A 23,524-nucleotide genomic window follows, 5' to 3' on the forward strand; every position below is an offset into this window, starting at 1 on the left:
GCGACAGCATTTACCTCAAATTACTTTTACACAAGAACTTACCCTATGGTAAGTATAAAACATGGCTGCGATCAAAGAAACTTCAGTAATACAGGAAAACAAAAACAACGCTTTTTCAAATTGCCCTGTAACTTTTGTAATGGAAAGGATTGGCGGTTATTGGAAGCCGATTATTTTGTTCAACTTATTAACAGGAACAAAACGTTACAACGAACTCAAAAAATCTATTCCGACTATTACGGAAAAAATGCTGATACAATATTTGAAACAATTAGATGCAGACGGACTTGTAACAAGGAAAGCCAAACCTGTTGTGCCGCCTTATGTAACTTACGAGCTTTCCAAAAAAGGAAAAGAGTTAAGACCTGTTCTGTATGCAATGGCAGAGTGGGCAGTAAATAATAGTGGAAAACAATCCAAACAGTTTAAAAAACAAATGGAAGACTTCCCCGCAGAATGAAGTTATTCCCATTGACACTGAAAAGAACCGTGTTGGTGCGAACAGAATGACCACCGGCTTATTCAAAAGTGAAGGTCAAATATTATCTAAAGTATTGAATTAGATTTTTTTTATAGTTTTGTGCCTTATGCAAAGACAACTATTCACATATTATAGTTTGACGATTGGAATGATTGCCTAATTCTGGGTGTCTTGTTTCTAAAATCATCGATTTGGTAGTTCACTTATTACCAAAGGTGATTGGTATGGAGCAAAGCATTCGGATGACAGAGAGTTAAGCAATTTTATTTCATCATTTTAAATTAATAAACAGTGAATAACTTATCATTATATGGTTGGAACGATACTCTGTTCCAACTCAAACAAAACTCACCATACAAACATCTTTTTCATGGTCGTATCGCTGCAGTAAACAAAACCAATTATGAGGTCATTGCCGAGGGTGGTCGGTTGTTGTGTGAACTGGCAGGTAATGTACTTTATGGTAGACCATTATTTGAACTTCCGTGTACGGGCGACTGGATTATCTTTCAACCCTTTGACGATAATAAAGGGATAGTCGTTGATATTTTACCGCGTAAGCATACATTATACCGAAGAAAGAGCGGTACACTGTCTGACAGGCAAGCTATTGCATCGCATGTTGATAAGGCATTTATAGTACAAAGCCTTGATGCCAATTTCAGTGTTCGCCGAACGGAACGTTTTATGGTTCAGGTATTAGAAGAAAATATTCAACCGATTTTGATCCTCACTAAATCTGATTTGGAGTTTAATCTCCATCAAGTAGAGAGATCGCTTGAACATATTGGACGTCAGATGCCGATATTTTTTACAAGCATTTTCTCTCCTGAAACAATATTTCCTGTGCAAAAATTTATCAAGCAGGGAGAATCGATCGTATTTGTGGGATCATCGGGGGTTGGGAAAAGTTCTTTAATCAACGCATTGTGCGAACGGACAGTATTCTCTACATCAGAGATAAGTAAACACTCAGGCAAAGGGCGGCATACCTCAACCCGAAGAGAAATGGTGCTGATGGAGGATAGCGGTATTTTAATAGACACACCGGGCGTTAGAGAATTTGGGTTAGCCTCAGACAATTCTAAGACACTGGAAGAGCTATTCGATGTTGCTGATTTTGCAGCATCCTGTCGTTTTGAGAATTGTATGCATGTGGATGAACCTGGCTGTGCAGTTGTAGAAGCTGTAAACAATGGTCATTTAGCGCTGGAAGCGTACAATAGTTACCTCAAATTGCGGAAAGAATCCTGGTATTTTTCCACTTCTGAGCATGAAAAACGTAAAAGGGATAAGTCTTTTGCCAGAATTTCAGAGGAGGCTAAGCGCATAAAAAAACGTTAACCATTTACTCAATACAGGTGTTCCTCTTAATAATGGAACACCCGTATTAACCAAATTTAGTTACCAACTAAAACATAAGGGATCAAAATAAAACAACAAAAGAACCTCACTTGGTTAATTTGGCTTCTGCCAATAAAAAAAACGCTTGTTGTCTATTTAGGAAACCTATTGTTTTTATCAAAGTACAGATCATACAGCTTTTTGTAAAATTCGTAAATTTGGATTTTGTACGCACTTGAATAAGTAGTGGCATTTGATGGAACAGATAAGAAGATACTTTGAACAGCATTTTAAGTTGACTGATAAAGATTGGGAAATCTTTGCCTCACAATTGGTTCGCCAAGAATTTCCTAAAAAGCATATTATTTTAAAGGCCGGACAAACAGAAAACTTTCTTTCATTTATAGAAAAGGGTATTATCCGTTTTTACATCCCCAAAGAAGCATCTGAGCTTACTTTTGCGATTGCCTTTGATAATGGATTTGTAAGTGCCTATAATTCATTTCTGACCAAACAACCTTCTACCTATCATGTAGAAACACTTACAGCTACTGCCTTGTGGCGTATGTCTTATGATGGGCTGCAGACCGTGTATAGGGAAACTAAAATCGGAAACAGTATAGGCAGATGGGCTGCAGAAGACCAATTCCTTAAAAAAACTGAAAGAGAACTTTCCCTTTTAAATGATACAGCGGAACAGCGGTATCTCCGGCTTTTTTCAGAACAACCAAAACTTATCGAAAAAATACCATTAAAGTACATCGCCTCCTACATCGGGATTACACCACAAGCTTTGAGCCGTATACGCAGGCGTATTTATTTATAGTTTTATCTTTTTGTTTCTCTACCAATACTTTGAATTTATTAACCTGGGTTCATTGTTTCAGTTTGTAAATCTATTGACCTTTGAAAAAAAACAAAATGGCCGAAATAGTTTTACTTATTGTTTTCGTTGTAACTATACTTTTGATGAAAGTTACGCGTAGCGGACACAATTTTGCATTATCCGGAAGAATTGCAATGGCTGCAATGCTGGTCTTCACAGCAATCGGACACGTTCTATTTACCAAAGGCATGTCTATGATGCTGCCAGAGGCAATCCCTTACAAAATAGAGTTGGTTTATCTGACAGGTATTGTAGAGTTAATAGCCGCAATCGGACTTTTATTGCCCCGTTTCAGGGTAATGACTGCATGGTGGCTCATTGCCTTTTTTATACTATTGCTTCCTGCTAACATTTATGCTGCCGTAAAACATGTAGACCTTCTAAAAGCAACCTTTGAGGGCAATGGATTAAGCTATTTATGGTACAGGATCCCTTTACAGCTATTTTTTATCAGCTGGGTATATCTTTCAGCTATAAAAAAAGTCCGGAATGATTAATCTAAAAAATAAAAATACATGACAACAAAACGAGCTTGTTGGTCTGCTTGTTACTGACATATACAGGATTTTACGCAACTACCGCGATTATTTGATCTTAATAACAACTTTTCCTTTTGAACGACCGCTTTCAACATAGGACAAGGCCTCATTGGTTTGCTCAAACGAGAATATGGTATCAATAACAGGGCGGATAGCACCTTTTTCAATCAGTGAACTTATTTCTCCTAATTGCTTCCCATCAGCTCTCATAAAGAGAAACGAATACCCAACATTAAGCTGCTTGGCCTTTCTTTTTACCTTATTGCTCAAAAAGAACAGTACGAGTTTCATTAGCCATGATAATCCAGCTTCTTTTGCAAAAGAAACATCCGGTGGCCCTGAAATCGAAATCACTTTTCCTCCGGGCTTCAGCACTTTCAGTGATTTTTCAAGTGTTTCCCCATCCTGGCTGTTTAAAACCACGTCATAATCTTGAAGTATTTTTTCAAAATCGTCTTTTTTATAATCAATGATAACATCAGCCCCAAGACTTTTTACCAAATCAAAATTAGTACTACTTGTTGTTGTAGCTACTGTGGCTCCCAAATGTTTTGCCAACTGAATGGCAATTGTACCCACACCGCCAGCACCTGCCTGAATAAATACTTTTTGTCCTTTTTTAAGGTTTGCCTTTTCAATAAATGCCTGCCAGACCGTTAAGGCGACCAAAGGGATGGAAGCGGCTTCTTCCATAGAAATGTTTTTGGGTTTTAGGGCAATATCTTTTTCATTGATTGCAATATATTCTGCAAATGTGCCAATACTGTAATCTGCAGGCCGGGCAAAAACTGCATCACCAACTTTAAACCTACTTACTTTTGCTCCCACTTTTGTAACTATGCCGGCAACGTCGTGTCCTAAAACCAAAGGAAATTTGTAGGGAAGCAGCAATTTGAAATCACCACTTTTTATTTTGGCATCCAATTGATTTACGCCTGCAGAATGGATCTGAACCAATACCTCATTTTCTTTTACAACAGGTTCCGGTAATTCGGTAAATTGAAGCTTGTCTGTCTTACTATAACGGTTTATTATAAATGCTTTCATCTTTAACGCTTTTTATGAAAATTACTTTTGCAATATTCTGTTGTTTCTTTTAGGGTTTACTAAACCGAATGCTAATTTCGGGAAAAAGCGGTTGAGTAGGTAAATCAATTTCGTATCGCCTACACGAATGGTATACTGGTCTTTTTTAAGCCCTGCTATCAGTCCTTTTACCAATTTATCAGGACTTAATTTTTTTTCATCCCGTTCTGCGGTCATCTCCGTTGCGACAAGGGGAGGTAATAATTCAAACACCTTAACACTGCTGTTTAAAATCTGTAAGTGTTCCCTCAGAGATCGTGTGTAAAATGCCAATGCTGTTTTAGAGGCCGAATAAGTCGTTTCGAGCATTGAAGGTAAATAACTAAGTATAGAAGTTGTGTTAATGATAGCCCCTTCTTTCCTTGATTTCAACATATCCAGAAACAGATTGTTCAAACGTATAACACCAAGATAGTTGACATTCATTTCATAGGCCGCACCTTCCAAATGCTTGCTACTGGAAACACCTAAATTCAATGTTGCCGCTCCTACACCTGCATTATTGTATAAAATATCAATTCCTCCCATTTCCTTAACCTGGTTGAAAAGAGAAATAGCATCTTTTTCATTCCCCGCATCACTTTGAATGGTAATCAATTTCGGGTATAATGCTTTTGCTGCATTCAATTTATCCTGATTTCGTCCCGTTATAATAACACTGGCTCCATTTTCTAAAAATTGCCTTGCTGCCTCAAGTCCTATGCCCGATGCACCGCCTGTTATCAATACCGTTTTCTTCTCTAAATTCATTTTATTTCTAATTTTAATAATTCATAAACCTTAATTCTTATCAATATCGTATTACAGTAAGAATGTATAAGATTGTAAAATTTAACCCTTAAGTTTTGCCAATGCTTCCTGAAATGCCGAGGCATAAGCCTTTGCATCTCCTACCGGTACATCAAACTGATTGTTTTCTAAAGTAAGGCGTTCTTCACTACGCCCGTTAATAATGATTTTGTTGCCTGCAGCACTTAATTTTTTAGCGATTGCTAAACCTATTCCAGCACTTCTGCCGCTAATGAATACGGTATTTCCCGTTGATTTCATTGTTTCTAGTAATTTAATTTGTAATTTTGCTTGCAAAATACAAGTGCAAATATACGTTTATGCTTGCAAAAAGCAAGTGATTTTAAATATTATTTTATGAAGGATACAAAAAAGAGGTCGGACTGTCCTATTAGCAACTCGCTTGATATCTGGGGAGACAAATGGTCATTATTGATTGTTAGGGATCTCATGTTTTCAAAACAGTGTACTTATGGTGATTTTCTAAAGTCGGGTGAAAAAATAGCAACCAATATTTTGGCAGCCCGCTTACAAATGCTGGAAGAAAATGGGATCATCACCAAGTTAAGTCATCCCGATAGTAAAGCAAAAGTATTATACAGGCTCACCCAAAAAGGAATTGATTTATTGCCACTGATGGTTGAAATTAACCTATGGGCGGATAAATATTGCATCTTATCTGCAGAAAGGAAAGCGCTATTGGAAGAAATCAAAAAAGACAAAGAAGCATTTATAAAAACAAGTATAAAGGAATTAAAAGAGATTAATTAACTGGCTTATGGGAGTAAGCTTCAAATTTGAGATCAAAAATTGTAAATTCTGGATTATCAGCAGTACTATGTTTTAATCAAAAGCTACATCACTTAGTTTCTCATGATCTATGCTATCACTTTGCTCCATCCCTGAAATATTTTGGTGTGTGGTTCCTGGGGCTTTTGCAGACGTACTTTGCTTAATGCCTTTCAATAATCTTAGCCTGACAATTTTTTTCCTATTGTGGGCATTTCGGCAAAAATGGCCGCCCGTTCCGCTAGTTAATTGGTTTGTCCAGCCAGTCCAATATTTTTTGGATATAATCGACTTTTGATTTACTATCATTATTGTTAAGATAATGATCACATCCCACACAAGTTTCATACACCAAATTATTTTTACCAAGGCGAACAAAATCAAGCCACACATAATCCAAACTATAAATCGGCGAATTATGATCTGCAGATGCGCTAATTAAGTAGATGGGTATGTTCAACTTTCTGAGGTTCTCGAATGGTACCGAAGAACCAAAACTTGCCCATCTTTTGTAAGAATGGCCTCCAAACTCTTTTGTTATGTCGTTTGGATTTCTGTAAATATCTGTAACCTTTGTCATATAGCTTACGATACTATCCTGTGCAGCCTGTTGAGAAATCTCACCGCGTTGTGCTTTTATTCTCCATTCCAATATATCTCCGTAGAATTGATTTAATCCACTACCTACAACCGGAATTACGTGTGTAATGCGTTTTTCGGCGACGGCTAATGCCGGGACAACCTGCCCACCTTCAGAATATCCGTAAGCAATCAATTTAGTGTGATCCCAAAAACCATGCTTAATTAAATATGCAATAACTTTTTTTGTTGCCTCCACACGCCAGTATAAACTTAATCTTTTAGTGTATTCAGGGGAAAAATGGTAATTAAGTGTAACAGCTCTTGATACATTCTTTTGAAATTCTTCTACCCCCATATTCAAATCTAACGTGTCACAAAAAGCAGTACCAGGCTTCCCTAGTATTACATAGTGAAACTTATCTTTAGTTTTATCCAGGAGTAAGGAATTAAATGAAGTGGAGGTGGTTACAAATTTTTTACCTTTTATATACAGGCAGAGTGACATTCCACCGCTGCCATTTGTCTCAATAAATAAAGGCGATTTCCTTTTCAAGTTGGTCGTATCAACATAAAAATTTATAAGCCCTAATTTTTTATCCTCTATTCTGAACTCTTTTAATCCGTACTCATCCGGCGCAACTGATTGGGCTAATGCAGTGAAATTGTATAGGGCGAAAAATAGGCAGAGAATTTTTATACTAACGCTCATATAAAAATAAATATAAGACTTTTTTCAGCCACAACTTATTTTTCATTTCCAATTATTTTAAAGGACAAAAGTACCAACGTGCCACCTGCTTGTTTGGCTCAGCCTGTATTTTCAGTAACTGGAGCAATCCATTCTTAAGTTCCATGTTATATTTTAATATCGCCGGGCTTCCATCAAATGTTCCGGATACTTCTGCTTCTAACACTGAGATATCGCCATCCTGGCTGAAATCAAGCGGCTTCATTTTGGTTTGATACTTTACATTAGCCTGTTTGATCCATTCTTTTTTACTAAAAATAGTCAAATAAGGTCAATTGTAACAAGTATCAGAAAATCGAACACTTTAACGTGTTGTAAATCAACACAAAAGCCCGTCTGTTAAACGGGCTTTTGTGCACTTGTAAAGCTAAAAAGATTAACATTTCTGTTTCGTAGCCCGTAGGGGAATCGAACCCCTGTTTCCAGAATGAAAATCTGGCGTCCTCACCCCTAGACGAACGGGCCATTAAATAATTAGAGTGTCTTTCAACTCCTTTGGTAGCGGGGACACGACTCGAACGTGCGACCTTCGGGTTATGAGCCCGACGAGCTACCAACTGCTCCACCCCGCACTCTCATGTATTTTTAAGGGAAATACCAACCTTCAATTTTGCAGTATTGAAACTGATAAAAAAAACCGCTCAACTTTTGCGCGGTTTCGTAGCCCGTAGGGGAATCGAACCCCTGTTTCCAGAATGAAAATCTGGCGTCCTCACCCCTAGACGAACGGGCCATTTTCAATTTTAAATTTCCAGTTCTCAGCTTTCAGTTAAACTGATCACTGTAAACTGCCCACTGAATTAGTAGCGGGGACACGACTCGAACGTGCGACCTTCGGGTTATGAGCCCGACGAGCTACCAACTGCTCCACCCCGCACTCTATACAACTCGTTTTTTTCTTTGAATTAAATCCTTAACTCTGTTTCCGAATTGGAATGCAAAGATATAATTCGTTTCTTTGTGCTGCAAATTTTTTTAAAAAATATTTTAATGGCGCATAAAGCAGGTTTTGTTAGTATAATAGGTAAACCAAATGTAGGTAAATCTACCCTCATGAATGTGCTTGTAGGCGAGCGACTTAGCATTATTACCCCTAAGGCACAAACCACAAGACACCGCATTTTAGGTATCGTAAATGAAGAAGAATATCAGATCGTTTTCTCTGATACACCGGGTATAATTAAGCCAAAATACAGTTTACAGGAGAGTATGATGAGCTTTGTTAACGGATCTTTGACCGATGCTGACGTACTTTTATTTGTAACCGACATTAACGAAGAGCATGATGAGGAAGACGTTTTGGAGAAAATTCTGAACCGTAACATCCCCACAATTGTACTCATCAATAAAATAGACAAAGCATTACAAGAGCAGGTTGATGAGAAGATTGCTTACTGGCAGGAGAAGCTAAATCCGGTTGCTATTTATGCAATTTCGGCTTTGCATAAACACAATGTCGACGGATTATTGGATCGCGTGCTCGAAATGTTGCCCGAACATCCACCATATTACGACAAAGAAGATTTAACCGATCGCTCAGAGCGTTTCTTTGTTTCGGAGATTATCCGTGAAAAAATATTCCTTAATTATCAGAAAGAAATTCCTTACAGTACCGAGGTAATTGTGAAGAGTTTTAAAGAAGAGGAAATGAAAAATGGCAAAGGTGCCATGATCAGGATTACTGCAGAAATTGTTGTCGAACGCGATTCGCAAAAAAACATTTTAATCGGCACTGGCGGAAGTATGTTGAAAAAGGTAGGTACTGAAGCACGCTTAGAGATCGAGAAATTTTTAGATAGTAAGGTTTTCCTGGAAATGTTTGTGAAAGTAATTCCCGACTGGAGAAGCAAAAAGAATTATTTAAAAAGCTTCGGTTACGATAATTAATTTCGATTTTTAGGGTATGATGAAAAATTTAACATTTCTCTTGCTGTTGATCGGTACGACGGTTTTTGCCCAGGAATCAAACAATGGTAAAAAATTGTGGGCAAAATCTATCCTGAACGAAAAAGCGCCAGACCTGATTGTTGAAAAATGGATTTCAAAGCAGCCTGATACCAAAGGGAAGTTTGTACTGATCGATTTTTGGGCAACCTGGTGCGGACCATGCAGGGCATATATCCCTACATTAAACGATATTCAAAAGAAATATGCCGATAAAATTGTAATTATTGGTGTTTCTGATGAAGCGGCTGAAAAAGTAGAAGCTTTTAATAACCCTAAAATCAACTATTTTGAAGCCATAGATACTAAGGGGACTGTAAAAGATTCGCTCCAGGTTAAAGGCATTCCGCATGCTATACTTATCGATCCGAAAGGAATTGTAAGGTGGGAGGGTTTCCCCTTATTGCAAGGAAATCAATTAACCGAAGAAGTAATAAAAGGACTTTTAGAAAAGTATAAAAATTAATATTAACAGAGGTTACGAAAAATAACTGTACCTTTGCAGCCCGAAATAAATCGGTTAGTAGTTGATAGTCAATGGCTGATAGCCAAATAGTTTGAGCAGCTTGCTTAAACACCACGACCATTAACTATAAGCCATTAACTATCAAAAGAACACCATGAGTAACATTATAGCCATCGTAGGCAGGCCAAACGTAGGCAAGAGCACCCTTTTTAATAGACTAACAGAAAGCCGCAAGGCTATTGTAGATGATATGAGCGGCGTAACCCGCGATAGGCACTATGGTGTAGGCGAGTGGATAGATAAACAATTTACCGTAATTGATACTGGTGGTTATGTAGCCAACTCAGAAGATGTTTACGAAGCGGCCATCCGCGAGCAGGTAATGATTGCCATCGAAGAGGCCAGTGTATTGATCTTTATGGTAGATGTAACAACAGGTATTACCGATTTAGATGATGATATTGCTCAGGTATTGCGCAGAAGTAATAAGCCCGTTTTTGTTTGTGCAAATAAAGTAGATAATACTGCTTTATATAACGAAATCCACACTTTTTACGGTTTCGGTTTAGGCGAAGTATATCCACTGTCATCAATGACTGGTTCCGGAACAGGGGAGTTGTTGGATGAGGTTGTTAAGAATTTTGAAGATATTCAAGAAGAAGAAAACCAATTGCCTAAGATTACCATTGCTGGTCGTCCGAATGTGGGTAAATCTTCTTTGGTTAATGCATTAATTGGTAAAGAACGTAATATTGTTACCGCAAATGCAGGTACCACCCGCGATTCGATCAAAATCCATTATAACCAATTCGGTCATGAGTTTATGCTGATTGATACTGCCGGATTACGTAAAAAAACAAAAGTTAAAGAAAACTTAGAGTTTTATTCAGTAATGCGTACCATTAAAGCCTTAGAAGAAGCTGATGTTGTGGTATTAATGATTGATGCCGTAGAAGGGATTGAAAGTCAGGATATCAACATTTTCCACCTGGCCGAAAAGAACAAAAAAGGTATCGTAATTCTGGTAAACAAATGGGATCTGATCGAAAAAAATACGCAAACGATGAAAGCTTTCGAAGAACAGATTCATGAGCGTATCCGTCCGTTTACCGATGTGCCGATCGTTTTCACATCCGTATTAAACAAACAACGTATTTTTAAAGCAATAGAAGCAGCTTTAGAAGTTTATAAAAACCGTAGCAAGAAAATCCCTACATCTAAATTAAACGATGTAATGTTGCCGCTGATTGAGAAATTCCCACCACCGGCATTAAAAGGAAAACACATTAAGATTAAATACATCACGCAGATTAATGCTACTTCGCCAATGTTTGCCTTTTTCTGTAACTTACCACAGTACATTAAAGATCCGTATAAACGTTTCATCGAGAATAAATTGAGAGAAAATTTCGATTTTTCTGGTGCGCCGATCCAGATTTATTTCAGACAGAAATAGGTTGAAGGTTTAAAGGTAGAAGGCGTAAGGTCGATATGCCTAAAAAACCAATCTTATTTAAAACAGGGCTGCATTCCATAGCGAAAGCAGCCCTGTTTTGTTTTTTGTCATTCTGGATGATCATTTTTTACAGAACATTGGGGGCTGAAGTGATATTTATAGAGATCGTCATTCCCAACTTGATTGGAACCCTAATGCACTAAGCTTTAAGATTCCCACCTGCGTGGGAATGACGGCTAATATCTAGATCTGTGTTTATCCTCCTTATCTGTGGTCAGAAAATACCCTTACCTTTACCTCATGCAATTACAAGTTCTAAATAGCCAAGCAGCTGATATCGATGTCATTTTCAGATTTTATGATATGGCTATTGCCCATCAAAAGAAGGTGTTCAACAAACATTGGCAAGGCTTTAGCAGAGAATTGGTACAAACCGAGATTGGTGAAAACCGCCAATATAAAATCTTGGTTGATGGCGTAGTGGCCTGTGTATTTGCCGTTACCTTTAACGATCTGTTGATTTGGGGAGAGCGGGATCATGATGCGATTTATATCCACAGAATTGTAACCCATCCCGAATTTAGAGGCTATTCTTTTGTGAAGGAAATTATCAAATGGGCTAAAGATTACGCAGCAAAGAACGATATTAAATTTATTAGAATGGACACCTGGGCCGATAATAAAAAACTACTCGAATATTATACCGGTTGCGGTTTTGATTATGTTGGTGTAGTAACCATGGAAAAAACAGATGGACTGCCAAAACACTATGAGGGAATTAGTTTAAGTCTGTTTGAAATAGTACTGTGACCTAGTGGAAAACAAAAATACATTTGTCTTCAACAGTTTAGCAATAACGACCTGTTATGAATTAAGCCTTTATAATTTTCTCTCCCTCAACAGCTTTTGAGTATGATCTAAAGATTCCCTGTTTCCCCAGGCATCGTGTCCGGTAATAACAAATTTGGTGTCAGGATATTTCTGCTTTAACTTTTCGATGCTTTTTGGCCACGCGGCTAAATCAGCCTCTCCAATATAACCCAAATCATCTGCTTCGGTACTTTTAATCAGGCAGCCGCCGAATAAAACTTTGTCCTTTGGGAACCAAATCACCAGGTTATCCTTCGTGTGCCCTTTGCCCGCGTAGTAAGTGTTTATTTTATACTGGCCTACTGTAAAAGTAGTGTCGTTTGTAAAAGTGTAGGCTGCACGTGGCTCTTTGTTGGTTTTCAATATCTCATCGGTTAATTTATTGGTATAAGTTTTTATGCCTTTGCTTTTAAAAAATGCTAAACCACCTGCGCGGTCGCCATGCGAGTGTGTGGCAATGGCCAGTACTACCTTTTGGTGGTGTTTCGCCTGAATAGAATCCAGAAATGGCTGGAATTGTGTAGTATCCCAAGGTGCATCGATTACAACAACGCCTTTATTGGTAACCAGGTATACGGCATTTGCATCCGTTACGGCGCCTTTATAGGTACTGTACGTAGTATAAACATAAAGATCGCCAGTTAAATGTTTGATTTTTAATTTGGGATTTTGCGCAAAAGAGGCAAGGGCTGATAACCAAAGTAAAAAGGAAAAAAGATAACGCATAGGATAAGGTTTAATAATGAATTCCAAAAAGAATTGTCTTCAATGCAAACGAACGCAATTGATTTAAATTATTTTAATTCAATTTTCCAGCTTAACATATCATCAACTTCTCCAATATGGATAAAGTTGTTTTTTTCTAAAATAGAATAAGAAGCTACATTATCTTTTGTAGTGGCGGCAAAAACCGATTTCACTTTGGGCTGTTCCCTTGCCCATTCTATTAATCGGCCAACGGCTTCGGTCATAAAGCCCCTGCCTCTAAATTCCTCGTAAGTACCATAACCTATTTCTATTTCGCCATTGGGATCGGGCTCGCCAACAAAACAGATGTCGCCTACCATTCTATGATCGGGTTTAGAGATGATTGTCCATAAGGTATGGTACAGATAATCTTTATCCTTATCAAAAACGTTAGGTAAAATCGTTTGTTCCAGCGCATCATGAAGGGAAGGCGAAATATTTTTCTTTGTTGGCAAAAGGCCAAACTCTTCTTCAAGTGAATGATCATCTTTAATGTATTTCAAAAGCTGATCGTGTGTTAATGGTTTTAAAATGAGGCGTTCTGTTTCTATCATGTTTGAATTTGTTAGACAGACTAATATAAAACTTTGGGTTTTGAATAACCAAAATTTTAGAACAAGCTTTTGTTAAAAAACAATGTCTTAAAAGTGCCGAGCGTAATTAATAAACCTTTATTACCTGTCCTGTTACAATGCCCAGCACGCTTTTCTCGTAAGCTTTAACTACTTTCTCCATGGCAACCGGAATCTCGCCAGGAAAAGAATCGAAATAAGCAGGGGAATCTTCAACCACGTTGGGACTGATGGCGTTTATACGAACGCCATTTTCGAGTTCTGGGGCAGCAGCGAGAACAAAAGAATTTAATCCTCCATTTACTGCACTTAGTGCGGCACCGGCAGCTACAGGATGATCGGCCAATATACCCGAAGTTAGCGTAAATGAACCGCCTCGATTAATGTAATGCTGGCCGATAAGTACGAGGTTAACCTGACCCAATAGTTTGTCTAGTAAGCCACTCTTAAATGCTTCACCCGTCATCTGGCTTACAGGCACAAATGGGCCTTTTCCGCTGGTACTGATCAGGGCATCGAAAGCGCCAATCTGCTCGAACATGGCCTTAATTGATGCTTCCTTGGTAATATCTACCTGAACATCACCTTTGGTATTTCCTACGCGGATTATCTCGTGTTTTTGGGCAAAAGCTTCAGCTACTTTTTTGCCCAGTGTACCTGTTGCACCTACAATTATTATTTTCATAGAAACCTGTTTGATTTGTGTATACTAATTTAGTATTGTTATTAAACAGCTGGGGCATTAAAATGTTTGTATATCCTCAATCGTGCAACGCCATTTCCACTTCAAGGTCGGCAATCAAAAGATCGATATCCGATTGCATTACATTAGGCATGCAGATGATATGCGAATTTCCCTGTTCTGCTGCCAGCTGCCATTTTTTACAGATTGTTGCAGGTGGGGTAGGGAAGTTTACGGTAATGGCATTCACATTCCGCCACGCTGCAATACCAATTTCTTTAAGCTTGGTTTCCGTATAAGCTGCGGTTGCTAAACTGTGCATGGTTCTGCTTTTTAAACCTGCTATACCCAAACGTTTAATGGTGTGCCATAAAAATAAGGGGCTATGCCCATTTCTAGAGCCAGTAATGGTGGTGTCAACACTTCCGATATAAGCCACCGAACGGGCAATTCGATCGCGGTTCGATTTTTTTGCAACTACCACCCCGCAAGGCATGGGCGAACCAAAAAACTTATGACCACTAATGGCGATGCTGTCTGCACCATCTTCAAAGTCGAATGCTGGTCTTGGTTCAATTAATGCACTGTACGTACCAGAAAGTGCTGCATCGGCATGTATATAATAATGCTGGATAGCCAGTTTTTTTAAGATGCTTTTAATTTTGGCCACATCGTCACGTGCTTCGGTCATGGTGGTGCCAATATTGGCCATAATAATAACAGGCATATGGCGGTTCATCCGGATGGTGTGTTCAAGGTCTTCGTAATCGATTTCTCCGTTTTCCTGTGTACGGATAACAATGTTCGACATATTGAGTAAATGCAGGTTCTTTTGCACGCTATAATGTGTCGCTTCCGAATAATAAACCATTCCTTTCGGATGTAACTCGCGGGCAAGGTATAAGCCATATAGATTGCCTTCTGAGCCACCATTGGTTACATAACCCCACCAATTATCTGCAGGAGCACGGAAAAGTTCAGCAAAAAACTGGACTACTTCTTTTTCCAGCTCACGAGAGCCTACGCCGTAGGTTGAAGTAACGAAAGGATCGCCCAGGTTGTTCATCGGATATTTTAAAAATTCGGATAATGCCTGATAATCGAAATCTTTCGAAACGGGATAACCTAAAAATAAATCGGTTTGTTGCTTAACATTTTCCAATAGATCATTTAATACCTGTTGATCCTTTTCCTGTAATTTGCTCGCTTCCATAAAAGAGATGATTTGCTGCCAAAATTAGAAAAAACAGAATATAGTATTATTATTTTATTATAATTTAAGTATATTATTTTGTTTTTACTATTTTTAAGGAATTAAAATTCTATGTAGGCTGTAGATTTATCCTCGCAAAATATAAAATATGGCTACTGAAGGTTAAGGAGTGCTTGTCTTACCGCATTGTCGGTTTGATTTGCTGCCTTATAATAGCCTACATCGCCCAGATAGTAGCGACAAAGCAAGGCTTTAAGGTCATTTAAGATCACATTTTTCGAATTGTACAATTGAAAACGATCTATCGCTATGTTTTTACGTTGAAGAAACCCGATAAAATCTTTAAAATCATTATCGTTTATGGTGAAGATATTGATATTCTGTTCTACAAAACTGGCACTGTACTTATTGGTAAGTACATTAAACACGTAATCGGAAAGTACTTTCTTACTTACTAAATTACTGTAAAACTTATTGTAACCATTCGTGTCTAATCTCACAAATATATCTGGCTGGATACCGCCAATAGGCTTAACTTTTCTGTTCTGCTGAATATTTACACCTTCGGTTTTCTCAATAGAATCTTGAAAAGAAGTACGGTCTCCTGTAAGCTCTCCGTCCATCATCCGCTCGTCTAATTCATGTTTGTAAGCGTCGTAACCTTTTTTGTAAGATTTTTGGATACTCCGGCCAGATGGTGTGTAATATCTTGCGATGGTTAAGTTCAATGCAGAGCCGTCTCCAAAAGCAAATTGCTCCTGTACCAAACCTTTGCCAAAGGAGCGGCGGCCAACAATAATCCCTCGCCCCAAATCCTGGATAGCCCCTGCTACAATTTCGCTGGCCGAGGCCGTATTTTCATTAATTAAGACAGCCAGTTTGCCATTTTGAAAAGCGCCTGTTCCTGTAGAAAAATAATCGGTACGTGGCTCATGCTTACCCTGCGTATACACAATAAGTTTGTTCTCGCCCAAAAACTGATCAGCAAGTCCTGTAGCTGCAGTGAAATAACCACCTCCATTATCGCGCAGGTCAAGAATCAGCTTTTTCATGCCCTTTGCTTTCAGGTTGTTAGCCGCGACGGAGAAATCGTTGTCGGTATTAGCACCAAATTTACTGATTCGTACATAACCTGTTTCGTTGTTGATCATATAGGCGGCATCAATGCTGCTGATGTTTACTTTGCCGCGGGTAACCATGATTCGGTTACTTTGTGAAGCCCCCGAGTGTAAAAGCACTACGCTCACACCAGTTCCAGATTTACCTTTAAAACGACCAGTAAGTTGGTCTTTGGGTAGGTTTCGGCCACTTACTACTGCGGTATCGATACTCAAAATCTTATCGCCCAATTTAATTCCTGCCTGATAAGCTGGCCCATCCTTAACCACACTGGTAACCATCATGGTATCGTTAAGCATATAATATTCTATACCTACGCCTTCAAAATTCCCTTCCAGGTTATCGGTCATATCTTGCGCATCCGTTGGTGGCAGGTAAACACTATGTGGATCGAGTTGGTGTAAAACGCTGTCGATAGGTAAGTTTTGAAGCGAATCGGTATTGATGTCATCAACATAATTGCCATTGATGATGTGTAAGATCTCGTTTAATTTTTCGTCGCTATTGTTGGCTAACTGCGGACTTTTTTTAACGCCAAAACCTTGATCCTTAATGAATTTTATGCCCAAAAACATACCCGCTATTAAAATTACAGAATAGCTTAAAGCGATCAGTGCGTTATTACGGGTATTTTTTTTCATCAGCGTTACTGCAAATTTATGAAAATTAGCGAGTTGATATATTTTTTAACTGCATTTTCATGTCTTTTGTTTATAATATTTAACATTAATTAACGCAAGGAAGGCCTCGCTTGAAATTTATGACACATATTTTTGGATTTTTAGCGCAGTTTTTAGAAAGAATTTACCGAATTTTATCAAAATTAAATTTATGAATAGAGTTACCGAGCAAGAATCTAACTATGACCACATCGATCAGATGTCGGTATTAGAAGTTTTGCAGGGCATTAATAACGAAGATAAAACTGTAGCATTTGCAGTTGAAAAATGTTTGCCTCAGATTGAAAAATTAACGTCGGCAGTGGCTGGACGGATGAAAAAAGGTGGCCGTCTCTTTTATATAGGTGCAGGTACAAGTGGCCGTTTAGGTGTAGTAGATGCTTCAGAATGCCCGCCTACTTACGGTGTTCCTTTTGATTGGGTTGTAGGAATTATTGCTGGCGGCGATACAGCCATTAGAAGAGCGGTAGAATTTGCTGAAGATGATGCTGAACAAGCCTGGAAAGATCTTCAGGAATTTGAGATTAATGAAAAAGATTGTTTAGTTGGCCTGGCAGCATCGGGTACTACCCCGTACGTCATCGGTGGTTTAAACACGGCACGCAAGCATGGCATTTTAACTGGCTGCATTGTTTGCAATACCGGTGGGCCAATAGCTGCCGAATCTGATTTTCCGGTTGAAGTAGTAGTTGGGCCTGAGTTTGTTACCGGTTCTACCCGGATGAAATCGGGTACGGCGCAAAAGATGGTATTAAACATGTTAAGCACTACTGTTATGGTTCAGTTGGGGCGTGTAGTTGGCAATAAAATGGTCGATATGCAGTTAACCAATCATAAGCTGGTAGATCGTGGTACACAAATGGTTGCCGATGAACTGAATATAGGATATGAAGCAGCAGCAGAGTTATTAACCCGTTATGGAAGTGTGCGTAAAGCAGTTGAAGCCGGACATTAAAAAATGAGAGAATGCTTGAGTGATAGAATTAGAGGATGATTGATCTCAGCAGCAGTATCAAACATTCACTCATTCAAAACTCACCCATTCAATAATTAAAAAGAAGCATGCACGAAATTGAGCCTTATTATCAGTGGAGAGATGATTATATTTCGGCAGAAGATGAGCGTTCGCCATTTTACAATACCGAATATTCGGAACTTTACTTCGATAAGCAGATTTATAACTTTTTACTGCACCCACAATGGGATGAGTTCGGCTCGAATACCCTGTACATGAAGGTGTTGTACGTTGATTATGACCGCAGTTATGCCATTATAGAGTTTATAGGGGAATGGAACGATGCCATTAATAACGATATTATGCTGCTGAAACGCGATATTTTAGAGCTGATGATGGACGAAGGCATTAATAAATTTATCCTGATCGGTGAAAATGTGCTGAATTTTCATGCCTCTGATGACAGTTATTATGAAGAGTGGTTTCAGGAAGTAGAAGATGGCTGGATTGTTGGGGTAAATTTTCAGGAACACGTAATCACCGAGTTTCGCGATAATAACATCGATTATTACATTAACTTTGGTGGTGCATTTGACAATCTGCCATGGCGCACACTAAAACCACTACAGTTCTTTAAAAAAGTTGAAGAACTGCTGACAAAAAGATTAAACTAAATATTTATTTTTATATAGTTAAATACACAAATTTAAAATGGAACAACAAAATTATCAATATCAAGACAACAGTGTTTTTGTACAGGAAAAATCTGTTTCTAAAAAATTCTTTGCAAACGTTTTCTTATGGATGTTCGTGGCATTGAGTTTATCAACAGTAGCTGCCTATTTATTTGGTACCAATGAGCAGTTAATGCAATACCTTTTAAATATTAATCCAACAACTGGTAAAGTGAGCATGTCAATTTTTGGTTATGTAGCCATGTTTGCACCGCTTGGACTGGTTTTATTAATGGGATTCGGATTAAGTAGATTATCATTGCCGGCGTTAATTGGCGTTTTTGTACTTTATTCAGTGTTAACTGGAGTTAGTTTAAGTTTTATCTTGTTAACTTATACTTCAGGTTCAGTAGTGAGCTGTTTTGCAGGAGCTGCCGGAATATTTGGAATTATGGCATTTATGGGCTATACAACCAATATCGACCTAAGTAAATTTGGGCCGATTTTAATGGTTGGGGTAATTGGCTTAGTGATTGCCAGCGTAATTAATATGTTTATTCAAAGCGAACAGTTCAGTTTGTTTATGGCATTTATTGGTATCGCCATATTTACGGCATTAACGGCTTATGATGTGCAAAAAATTAAAAGAATTGGCGAAGGGATAGAAGCTAGCGGCGAACAGGTTCTTCAGATTGAATCTAAAAAAATGGCTATTGTAGCTGCACTATCTCTATACTTAGATTTCTTAAATATCTTCCTTTTCTTACTTCGTATTTTCGGAAGCAGAAAGTAATCATTAACAGAACAATATTCTTAAGGCCGCGCAGTTTTGCGTGGCCTTTGTAATTTTATTTGGTAGCAATGCGATAAATTTTGGAATTGATGTTGCTTTGTTGCATTTTTGTATGCTTATTAAGAAAGACGGAGGGATTAGACCCAACGAAGTCTTAGCAACCTGTAACCTACAAGGTGCTAAATTCTATTCTGCAAATAGCGGAAACAGATAAGTTTAGGATTACGATTCACGTACCAACTTTTTAAATAAGCCTTTTAGAGACTTGAGACTATAGATTTGAGATTTGAGACATTGCGTCTTATCCATGCTCATATCTAACGTCTCATATCTCAAATCTTACAACAAGAATGAGCATAAGAGAAGAATTAGAAAAACGTATTTTGGTGATTGATGGTGCAATGGGTACCATGATTCAGCGATATACCCTAACCGAAGAAGATTTTAGAGGGGAACGATTTAAAAACCATCCCTGTGATGTAAAAGGCAATAACGATTTGCTCAACATCACACGTCCGGATATTATTAAAACAATACACCTGGAGTACCTGGCGGCTGGTGCCGATATCATCGAAACTAATACGTTCAGTACACAGCGCATTTCCATGGCCGATTACCAGATGGAAGACCTTTCTTACGAGATGAGTTTTGAAGGTGCACGTGTGGCAAAAGAAGCTGTAAACGAATTTATGGCTGCAAATCCAGATCGTAAATGCTTTGTGGCCGGTGCTATTGGCCCAACCAACCGTACCCTTTCCATGTCGCCAAATGTAAACGACCCTGGTTTTAGGGCGGTTTATTTTGATGAACTGGAAGCTGCTTATTACGAACAGGTACGTGGTTTGGTAGATGGTGGTTCTGATGTATTATTAATCGAAACCATTTTCGATACGTTAAATGCTAAAGTGGCTATTGTGGCCATTAAAAAATATGAAGAGGTAATTGGCCGTAAACTGGAGATCATGATTTCTGGTACCATTACAGATGCCTCTGGAAGAACGCTTTCAGGCCAAACAGCCGAAGCTTTTTTGAACTCTGTAATGCATGCTAAACCATTAAGTATTGGTTTTAACTGTGCTTTGGGAGCTAAAGAAATGCGTCCGCATATTGAGGAGCTTGCCGCAAAAGCAGGTTGTTATGTTTCGGCCTATCCAAATGCTGGTTTGCCAAATGAGTTTGGAGCTTACGATGAGCAACCGCATGAAACGGCACATTTGGTAGACGATTTTATTGCATCAGGTTTTGTGAACATTGTGGGTGGATGCTGTGGTACCACGCCAGAGCATATTGGTTGTATTGCTAAAAATGCGAGGAAAGCCGAGCCGAGGAAAGTACCAGTGCTTGAGCCTTACATGCGTTTAAGCGGATTGGAACCGGTAACCATCACTCCAGAAAGCATTTTCGTCAATATTGGTGAAAGAACAAATATTACCGGATCCCCTAAATTCTCTAAACTGATCTTAGGTGGCGATTATGAGGCTGCATTGGCTGTTGCCTTACAACAGGTTGAGGGCGGTGCGCAGGTAATCGATGTGAACATGGACGAAGGGATGTTGGATTCGGAAGCGGCAATGACCAAATTCTTAAATCTCATTGCCTCTGAACCTGATATTGCTAAATTGCCCATCATGGTCGATTCATCCAAATGGTCGGTTATTGAAAATGGCTTAAAATGTTTGCAGGGAAAAGGGATTGTAAACTCCATCTCCTTAAAGGAAGGGGAGGAGAAATTCCGCGAAAGCGCCCGCAAAATTATGCAATATGGTGCTGCGGTAGTAGTAATGGCTTTTGATGAGCAGGGACAGGCCGATAATTATGAGCGTAGAAAGGAAATTTGCAAAAGAAGTTACGATATCCTGGTGAATGAAATTGGTTTCCCGGCAGAGGATATTATTTTCGATCCGAATATCTTAACCGTTGCAACAGGATTGGAAGAGCATAATAATTATGCAGTCGATTTTATAAATGCCACCCGTTGGATTAAAGAAAACCTGCCTCATGCTAAAGTGAGTGGAGGGGTTTCTAACATTTCGTTCTCTTTTAGGGGGAATAATGTAGTGCGAGAAGCCATGCACTCGGCATTTCTTTACCATGCCATTCAGGCTGGTTTAGATATGGGAATTGTAAATGCAGGGATGTTGGAGGTTTACCAGGAAATTCCACCCGAGTTGTTAGAAAGGGTAGAAGATGTACTCTTAAACCGAAGGGAAGATGCAACAGAGCGTTTAGTAGAATATGCTGATACTGTAAAATCGAAAGGTAAAGAGGTGGTTAAAGATGAAGAGTGGAGAAAAGGTTCTGTTGAAGAGAGATTATCTCATTCTTTAGTTAAAGGAATTGTAGAATACCTGGATGATGATGTAGAGGAGGCCAGACAAAAATATGCCCGCCCGATTCAGGTAATCGAGGGGCCGTTGATGGACGGGATGAATATTGTGGGTGATTTATTCGGTGCCGGAAAAATGTTCTTGCCCCAGGTGGTTAAATCGGCAAGGGTAATGAAAAAAGCCGTAGCCTATTTATTGCCATTTATAGAACAGGAGAAACTGGATAATCCCGATCAGGATCAAAACTCTTCCGCAGGAAAAGTATTAATGGCCACTGTTAAGGGCGATGTGCACGATATAGGAAAAAATATTGTGGGCGTGGTTTTAGCCTGTAACAACTTCGAAATTGTTGATATGGGCGTGATGGTTCCTGCGCAGGAGATCATTAAAAAAGCCAAGGAAATAAATGCCGATATTATTGGTTTAAGTGGTTTAATTACACCATCACTTGATGAAATGGTTCACTTTGCAAAAGAAATGGAACGCGAAGGCTTTACCATTCCATTAATTATCGGCGGTGCAACTACCTCAAGGATCCACGCGGCAGTAAAAGTGGCACCAAATTACTCTGGGCCTGCTATCCATGTGTTAGATGCTTCCAGAAGTGTTACGGTTTGCAGTACTTTAATGAATCCGGATACCAGAGACGAATATATTGCAGGCATCAGGGCTGAATATGATAAAGCCCGCGAAGCGCATTTAAACAAACGATCGGATAAACGCTTTAAAACCTTAGAAGAAGCACGTGCAAATAAATTTAAGATCGATTTTCAACCTAATCTACCTGTTCCGGAATTTACTGGTACAAGGGTCTTCGATAATTATCCTTTAGAAGAACTGGTTCCATATATCGATTGGACGCCATTTTTTCATACCTGGGAGCTCCGTGGTAGTTACCCGAAAATTTTCGACGATAAAAATGTAGGCGACGAAGCGAAGAAACTTTTTGATGATGCACAGACTTTATTAAAACGTATCCTCGACGAAAAATTGTTAACAGCAAGAGCCGTAATTGGTTTCTGGCCGGCAAATGCGGTAGGAGACGATATTCAGCTAACAGTTGCCGGTGATCAGTTGTCAAATGACTCCGAACTGAAAACTGAGAACTCTAAACTGGTAACTATTCATACCCTTCGCCAGCAGGCCGAAAAAGTTGATGGGCAACCTTACTATGCTTTATCTGATTTCATTGCACCGAAAGAAAGCGGAATTCAGGATTATTTTGGTGGCTTTGCCGTAACTGCAGGTATCGGCATTGATGAACTGGTGAATGAGTTCGAATCCAATTACGATGATTACAACAGCATCATGGCCAAAGCATTGGCCGATCGTTTAGCTGAAGCTTTTGCTGAGCGCATGCACGAACGCGTGCGTAAAGAATACTGGGGTTATGCACAGGATGAAAATCTGAGCAATCAAGAATTGATTAAGGAGGAATATGCAGGCATTCGTCCGGCCCCAGGTTACCCTGCCTGTCCGGAACATACTGAAAAAGGAACTTTATTCCAGTTGCTTGATGCAGAGAATAAAATAGGATTACACTTAACCGAAAGTTATGCCATGTATCCAACAGCGGCAGTAAGTGGGTTTTATTTCGCGCATCCCGATTCGAGGTATTTTGGATTAGGAAAAATTACTAAAGATCAGATTGAAGATTACGCCATCAGAAAGAATATGCCGATTGAAGAAGTAGAACGGTGGCTGAGTCCGAATTTAGCTTATTAAGCCCTAACCCCTAAAGGGAGAGGGAATTGTATACAAATTAAAATTTAAAGTCCCGAT

At 38.9% G+C, this 23,524-nt stretch carries 24 protein-coding genes, 4 tRNA genes and 1 riboswitch; of the genes, 13 read left to right on the plus strand and 15 right to left on the minus strand.

Annotation, left to right across the window (positions count from 1 at the left end):
• Window positions 1-61: 61 nt before the first annotated feature.
• From H9N25_RS22235 to H9N25_RS22250, 4 genes are all read left to right on the plus strand, one after another.
• Window positions 62-460 carry a winged helix-turn-helix transcriptional regulator gene (locus H9N25_RS22235; protein WP_167296256.1) on the plus strand — a complete coding sequence of 133 codons (399 nt, stop codon included), beginning with the start codon at window positions 62-64 and terminating at the stop codon, window positions 458-460.
• Window positions 461-772: 312 nt separating this feature from the next.
• The gene (rsgA, locus tag H9N25_RS22240) at window positions 773-1,825 is read left to right on the plus strand and encodes a ribosome small subunit-dependent GTPase A (RefSeq protein ID WP_167296257.1); all 1,053 of its coding nucleotides are present in this window, start codon (window positions 773-775) and stop codon (window positions 1,823-1,825) included.
• Window positions 1,826-2,081: 256 nt separating this feature from the next.
• Window positions 2,082-2,651, plus strand: coding sequence for a Crp/Fnr family transcriptional regulator (locus tag H9N25_RS22245; protein ID WP_167296258.1), 570 nt, complete (start codon window positions 2,082-2,084; stop codon window positions 2,649-2,651).
• Window positions 2,652-2,731: 80 nt separating this feature from the next.
• Window positions 2,732-3,208, plus strand: coding sequence for a DoxX family protein (locus tag H9N25_RS22250; protein ID WP_223833483.1), 477 nt, complete (start codon window positions 2,732-2,734; stop codon window positions 3,206-3,208).
• Between the two features lie 87 nt (window positions 3,209-3,295).
• Here H9N25_RS22250 and H9N25_RS22255 read toward each other — a convergent pair whose 3' ends face one another.
• The 3 genes from H9N25_RS22255 to H9N25_RS24785 all read right to left on the minus strand — a co-directional run bounded on the left by H9N25_RS22255 (window position 3,296) and on the right by H9N25_RS24785 (window position 5,386).
• A complete protein-coding gene (locus H9N25_RS22255) occupies window positions 3,296-4,297 on the minus strand; it encodes an NADP-dependent oxidoreductase (protein ID WP_167296260.1) in 1,002 nt (333 codons plus the stop codon).
• A 21-nt stretch (window positions 4,298-4,318) separates the two neighbouring features.
• Window positions 4,319-5,086, minus strand: coding sequence for an SDR family oxidoreductase (locus H9N25_RS22260; RefSeq protein ID WP_167296261.1), 768 nt, complete (start codon window positions 5,084-5,086; stop codon window positions 4,319-4,321).
• A gap of 81 nt (window positions 5,087-5,167) precedes the next feature.
• Window positions 5,168-5,386: an SDR family NAD(P)-dependent oxidoreductase gene (locus tag H9N25_RS24785; RefSeq protein WP_223833484.1), complete on the minus strand. Its 219-nt coding sequence runs from the start codon at window positions 5,384-5,386 to the stop codon at window positions 5,168-5,170.
• Between the two features lie 96 nt (window positions 5,387-5,482).
• Here H9N25_RS24785 and H9N25_RS22270 point away from each other — a divergent pair, with 96 nt between their 5' ends.
• The gene (locus H9N25_RS22270) at window positions 5,483-5,896 is read left to right on the plus strand and encodes a winged helix-turn-helix transcriptional regulator (RefSeq protein ID WP_167296262.1); all 414 of its coding nucleotides are present in this window, start codon (window positions 5,483-5,485) and stop codon (window positions 5,894-5,896) included.
• A gap of 72 nt (window positions 5,897-5,968) precedes the next feature.
• Here the strand turns inward: H9N25_RS22270 and H9N25_RS25190 are convergent, their stop codons facing one another.
• The 7 genes from H9N25_RS25190 to H9N25_RS22300 all read right to left on the minus strand — a co-directional run bounded on the left by H9N25_RS25190 (window position 5,969) and on the right by H9N25_RS22300 (window position 8,121).
• Window positions 5,969-6,091, minus strand: a complete 123-nt coding sequence (locus tag H9N25_RS25190) for a hypothetical protein (protein ID WP_255524518.1) — start codon at window positions 6,089-6,091, stop codon at window positions 5,969-5,971.
• 64 nt (window positions 6,092-6,155) lie between these two features.
• Window positions 6,156-7,205 (minus strand): alpha/beta hydrolase family protein, encoded by a 1,050-nt coding sequence (locus tag H9N25_RS22275; RefSeq protein WP_167296263.1) that lies wholly within the window; start codon window positions 7,203-7,205, stop codon window positions 6,156-6,158.
• Between the two features lie 52 nt (window positions 7,206-7,257).
• Window positions 7,258-7,449: a hypothetical protein gene (locus H9N25_RS22280; RefSeq protein WP_167296264.1), complete on the minus strand. Its 192-nt coding sequence runs from the start codon at window positions 7,447-7,449 to the stop codon at window positions 7,258-7,260.
• A gap of 188 nt (window positions 7,450-7,637) precedes the next feature.
• A tRNA-Glu gene (locus tag H9N25_RS22285) sits at window positions 7,638-7,709 on the minus strand.
• 31 nt (window positions 7,710-7,740) lie between these two features.
• Window positions 7,741-7,816, minus strand: a tRNA-Met gene (locus tag H9N25_RS22290).
• An 89-nt stretch (window positions 7,817-7,905) separates the two neighbouring features.
• Window positions 7,906-7,977: transfer RNA gene (locus tag H9N25_RS22295), tRNA-Glu, on the minus strand.
• Window positions 7,978-8,048: 71 nt separating this feature from the next.
• Window positions 8,049-8,121, minus strand: a tRNA-Met gene (locus tag H9N25_RS22300).
• A 113-nt stretch (window positions 8,122-8,234) separates the two neighbouring features.
• Here H9N25_RS22300 and era point away from each other — a divergent pair.
• The 4 genes from era (at window position 8,235) to H9N25_RS22320 (ending at window position 11,920) form a co-directional block, all read left to right on the plus strand.
• Window positions 8,235-9,131: a GTPase Era gene (gene era / locus H9N25_RS22305; RefSeq protein ID WP_086548844.1), complete on the plus strand. Its 897-nt coding sequence runs from the start codon at window positions 8,235-8,237 to the stop codon at window positions 9,129-9,131.
• Window positions 9,132-9,147: 16 nt separating this feature from the next.
• Window positions 9,148-9,654, plus strand: coding sequence for a TlpA family protein disulfide reductase (locus tag H9N25_RS22310; RefSeq protein WP_190327275.1), 507 nt, complete (start codon window positions 9,148-9,150; stop codon window positions 9,652-9,654).
• 154 nt (window positions 9,655-9,808) lie between these two features.
• Window positions 9,809-11,110, plus strand: coding sequence for a ribosome biogenesis GTPase Der (gene der / locus H9N25_RS22315; RefSeq protein WP_167296266.1), 1,302 nt, complete (start codon window positions 9,809-9,811; stop codon window positions 11,108-11,110).
• 300 nt (window positions 11,111-11,410) lie between these two features.
• On the plus strand, window positions 11,411-11,920 hold the full coding sequence (locus tag H9N25_RS22320) for a GNAT family N-acetyltransferase (RefSeq protein WP_167296267.1): 510 nt from the start codon (window positions 11,411-11,413) through the stop codon (window positions 11,918-11,920).
• A 69-nt stretch (window positions 11,921-11,989) separates the two neighbouring features.
• Here the strand turns inward: H9N25_RS22320 and blaB1PEDO are convergent, their stop codons facing one another.
• From blaB1PEDO to H9N25_RS22345, 5 genes are all read right to left on the minus strand, one after another.
• Window positions 11,990-12,706 carry a PEDO-3 family subclass B1 metallo-beta-lactamase gene (gene blaB1PEDO / locus H9N25_RS22325; protein WP_167296268.1) on the minus strand — a complete coding sequence of 239 codons (717 nt, stop codon included), beginning with the start codon at window positions 12,704-12,706 and terminating at the stop codon, window positions 11,990-11,992.
• A gap of 68 nt (window positions 12,707-12,774) precedes the next feature.
• Entirely contained in the window at window positions 12,775-13,281 is a 507-nt protein-coding gene (locus H9N25_RS22330) for a GNAT family N-acetyltransferase (RefSeq protein WP_167296269.1), read from the minus strand.
• 106 nt (window positions 13,282-13,387) lie between these two features.
• Window positions 13,388-13,984 carry a short chain dehydrogenase gene (locus tag H9N25_RS22335; RefSeq protein ID WP_167296270.1) on the minus strand — a complete coding sequence of 199 codons (597 nt, stop codon included), beginning with the start codon at window positions 13,982-13,984 and terminating at the stop codon, window positions 13,388-13,390.
• 76 nt (window positions 13,985-14,060) lie between these two features.
• Window positions 14,061-15,194, minus strand: a complete 1,134-nt coding sequence (locus H9N25_RS22340; RefSeq protein WP_167296271.1) for a histidine decarboxylase — start codon at window positions 15,192-15,194, stop codon at window positions 14,061-14,063.
• A 152-nt stretch (window positions 15,195-15,346) separates the two neighbouring features.
• Complete coding sequence (locus tag H9N25_RS22345; protein ID WP_167296272.1) at window positions 15,347-16,954, minus strand: S41 family peptidase; 1,608 nt, start codon at window positions 16,952-16,954, stop codon at window positions 15,347-15,349.
• Between the two features lie 190 nt (window positions 16,955-17,144).
• Here H9N25_RS22345 and murQ point away from each other — a divergent pair, with 190 nt between their 5' ends.
• The 4 genes from murQ to metH all read left to right on the plus strand — a co-directional run bounded on the left by murQ (window position 17,145) and on the right by metH (window position 23,467).
• Window positions 17,145-17,948 carry an N-acetylmuramic acid 6-phosphate etherase gene (gene murQ, locus H9N25_RS22350; RefSeq protein WP_190327276.1) on the plus strand — a complete coding sequence of 268 codons (804 nt, stop codon included), beginning with the start codon at window positions 17,145-17,147 and terminating at the stop codon, window positions 17,946-17,948.
• Window positions 17,949-18,055: 107 nt separating this feature from the next.
• Window positions 18,056-18,622 (plus strand): hypothetical protein, encoded by a 567-nt coding sequence (locus tag H9N25_RS22355; RefSeq protein WP_167296274.1) that lies wholly within the window; start codon window positions 18,056-18,058, stop codon window positions 18,620-18,622.
• A 37-nt stretch (window positions 18,623-18,659) separates the two neighbouring features.
• On the plus strand, window positions 18,660-19,415 hold the full coding sequence (locus H9N25_RS22360) for a Bax inhibitor-1/YccA family protein (protein ID WP_190327277.1): 756 nt from the start codon (window positions 18,660-18,662) through the stop codon (window positions 19,413-19,415).
• Between the two features lie 113 nt (window positions 19,416-19,528).
• Window positions 19,529-19,632, plus strand: a riboswitch (SAM riboswitch).
• 133 nt (window positions 19,633-19,765) lie between these two features.
• Entirely contained in the window at window positions 19,766-23,467 is a 3,702-nt protein-coding gene (metH, locus tag H9N25_RS22365) for a methionine synthase (RefSeq protein WP_190327278.1), read from the plus strand.
• Window positions 23,468-23,524 lie beyond the last annotated feature (57 nt).

It is taken from the genome of Pedobacter riviphilus (genome assembly GCF_014692875.1).
GTDB lineage: Bacteria > Bacteroidota > Bacteroidia > Sphingobacteriales > Sphingobacteriaceae > Pedobacter > Pedobacter riviphilus.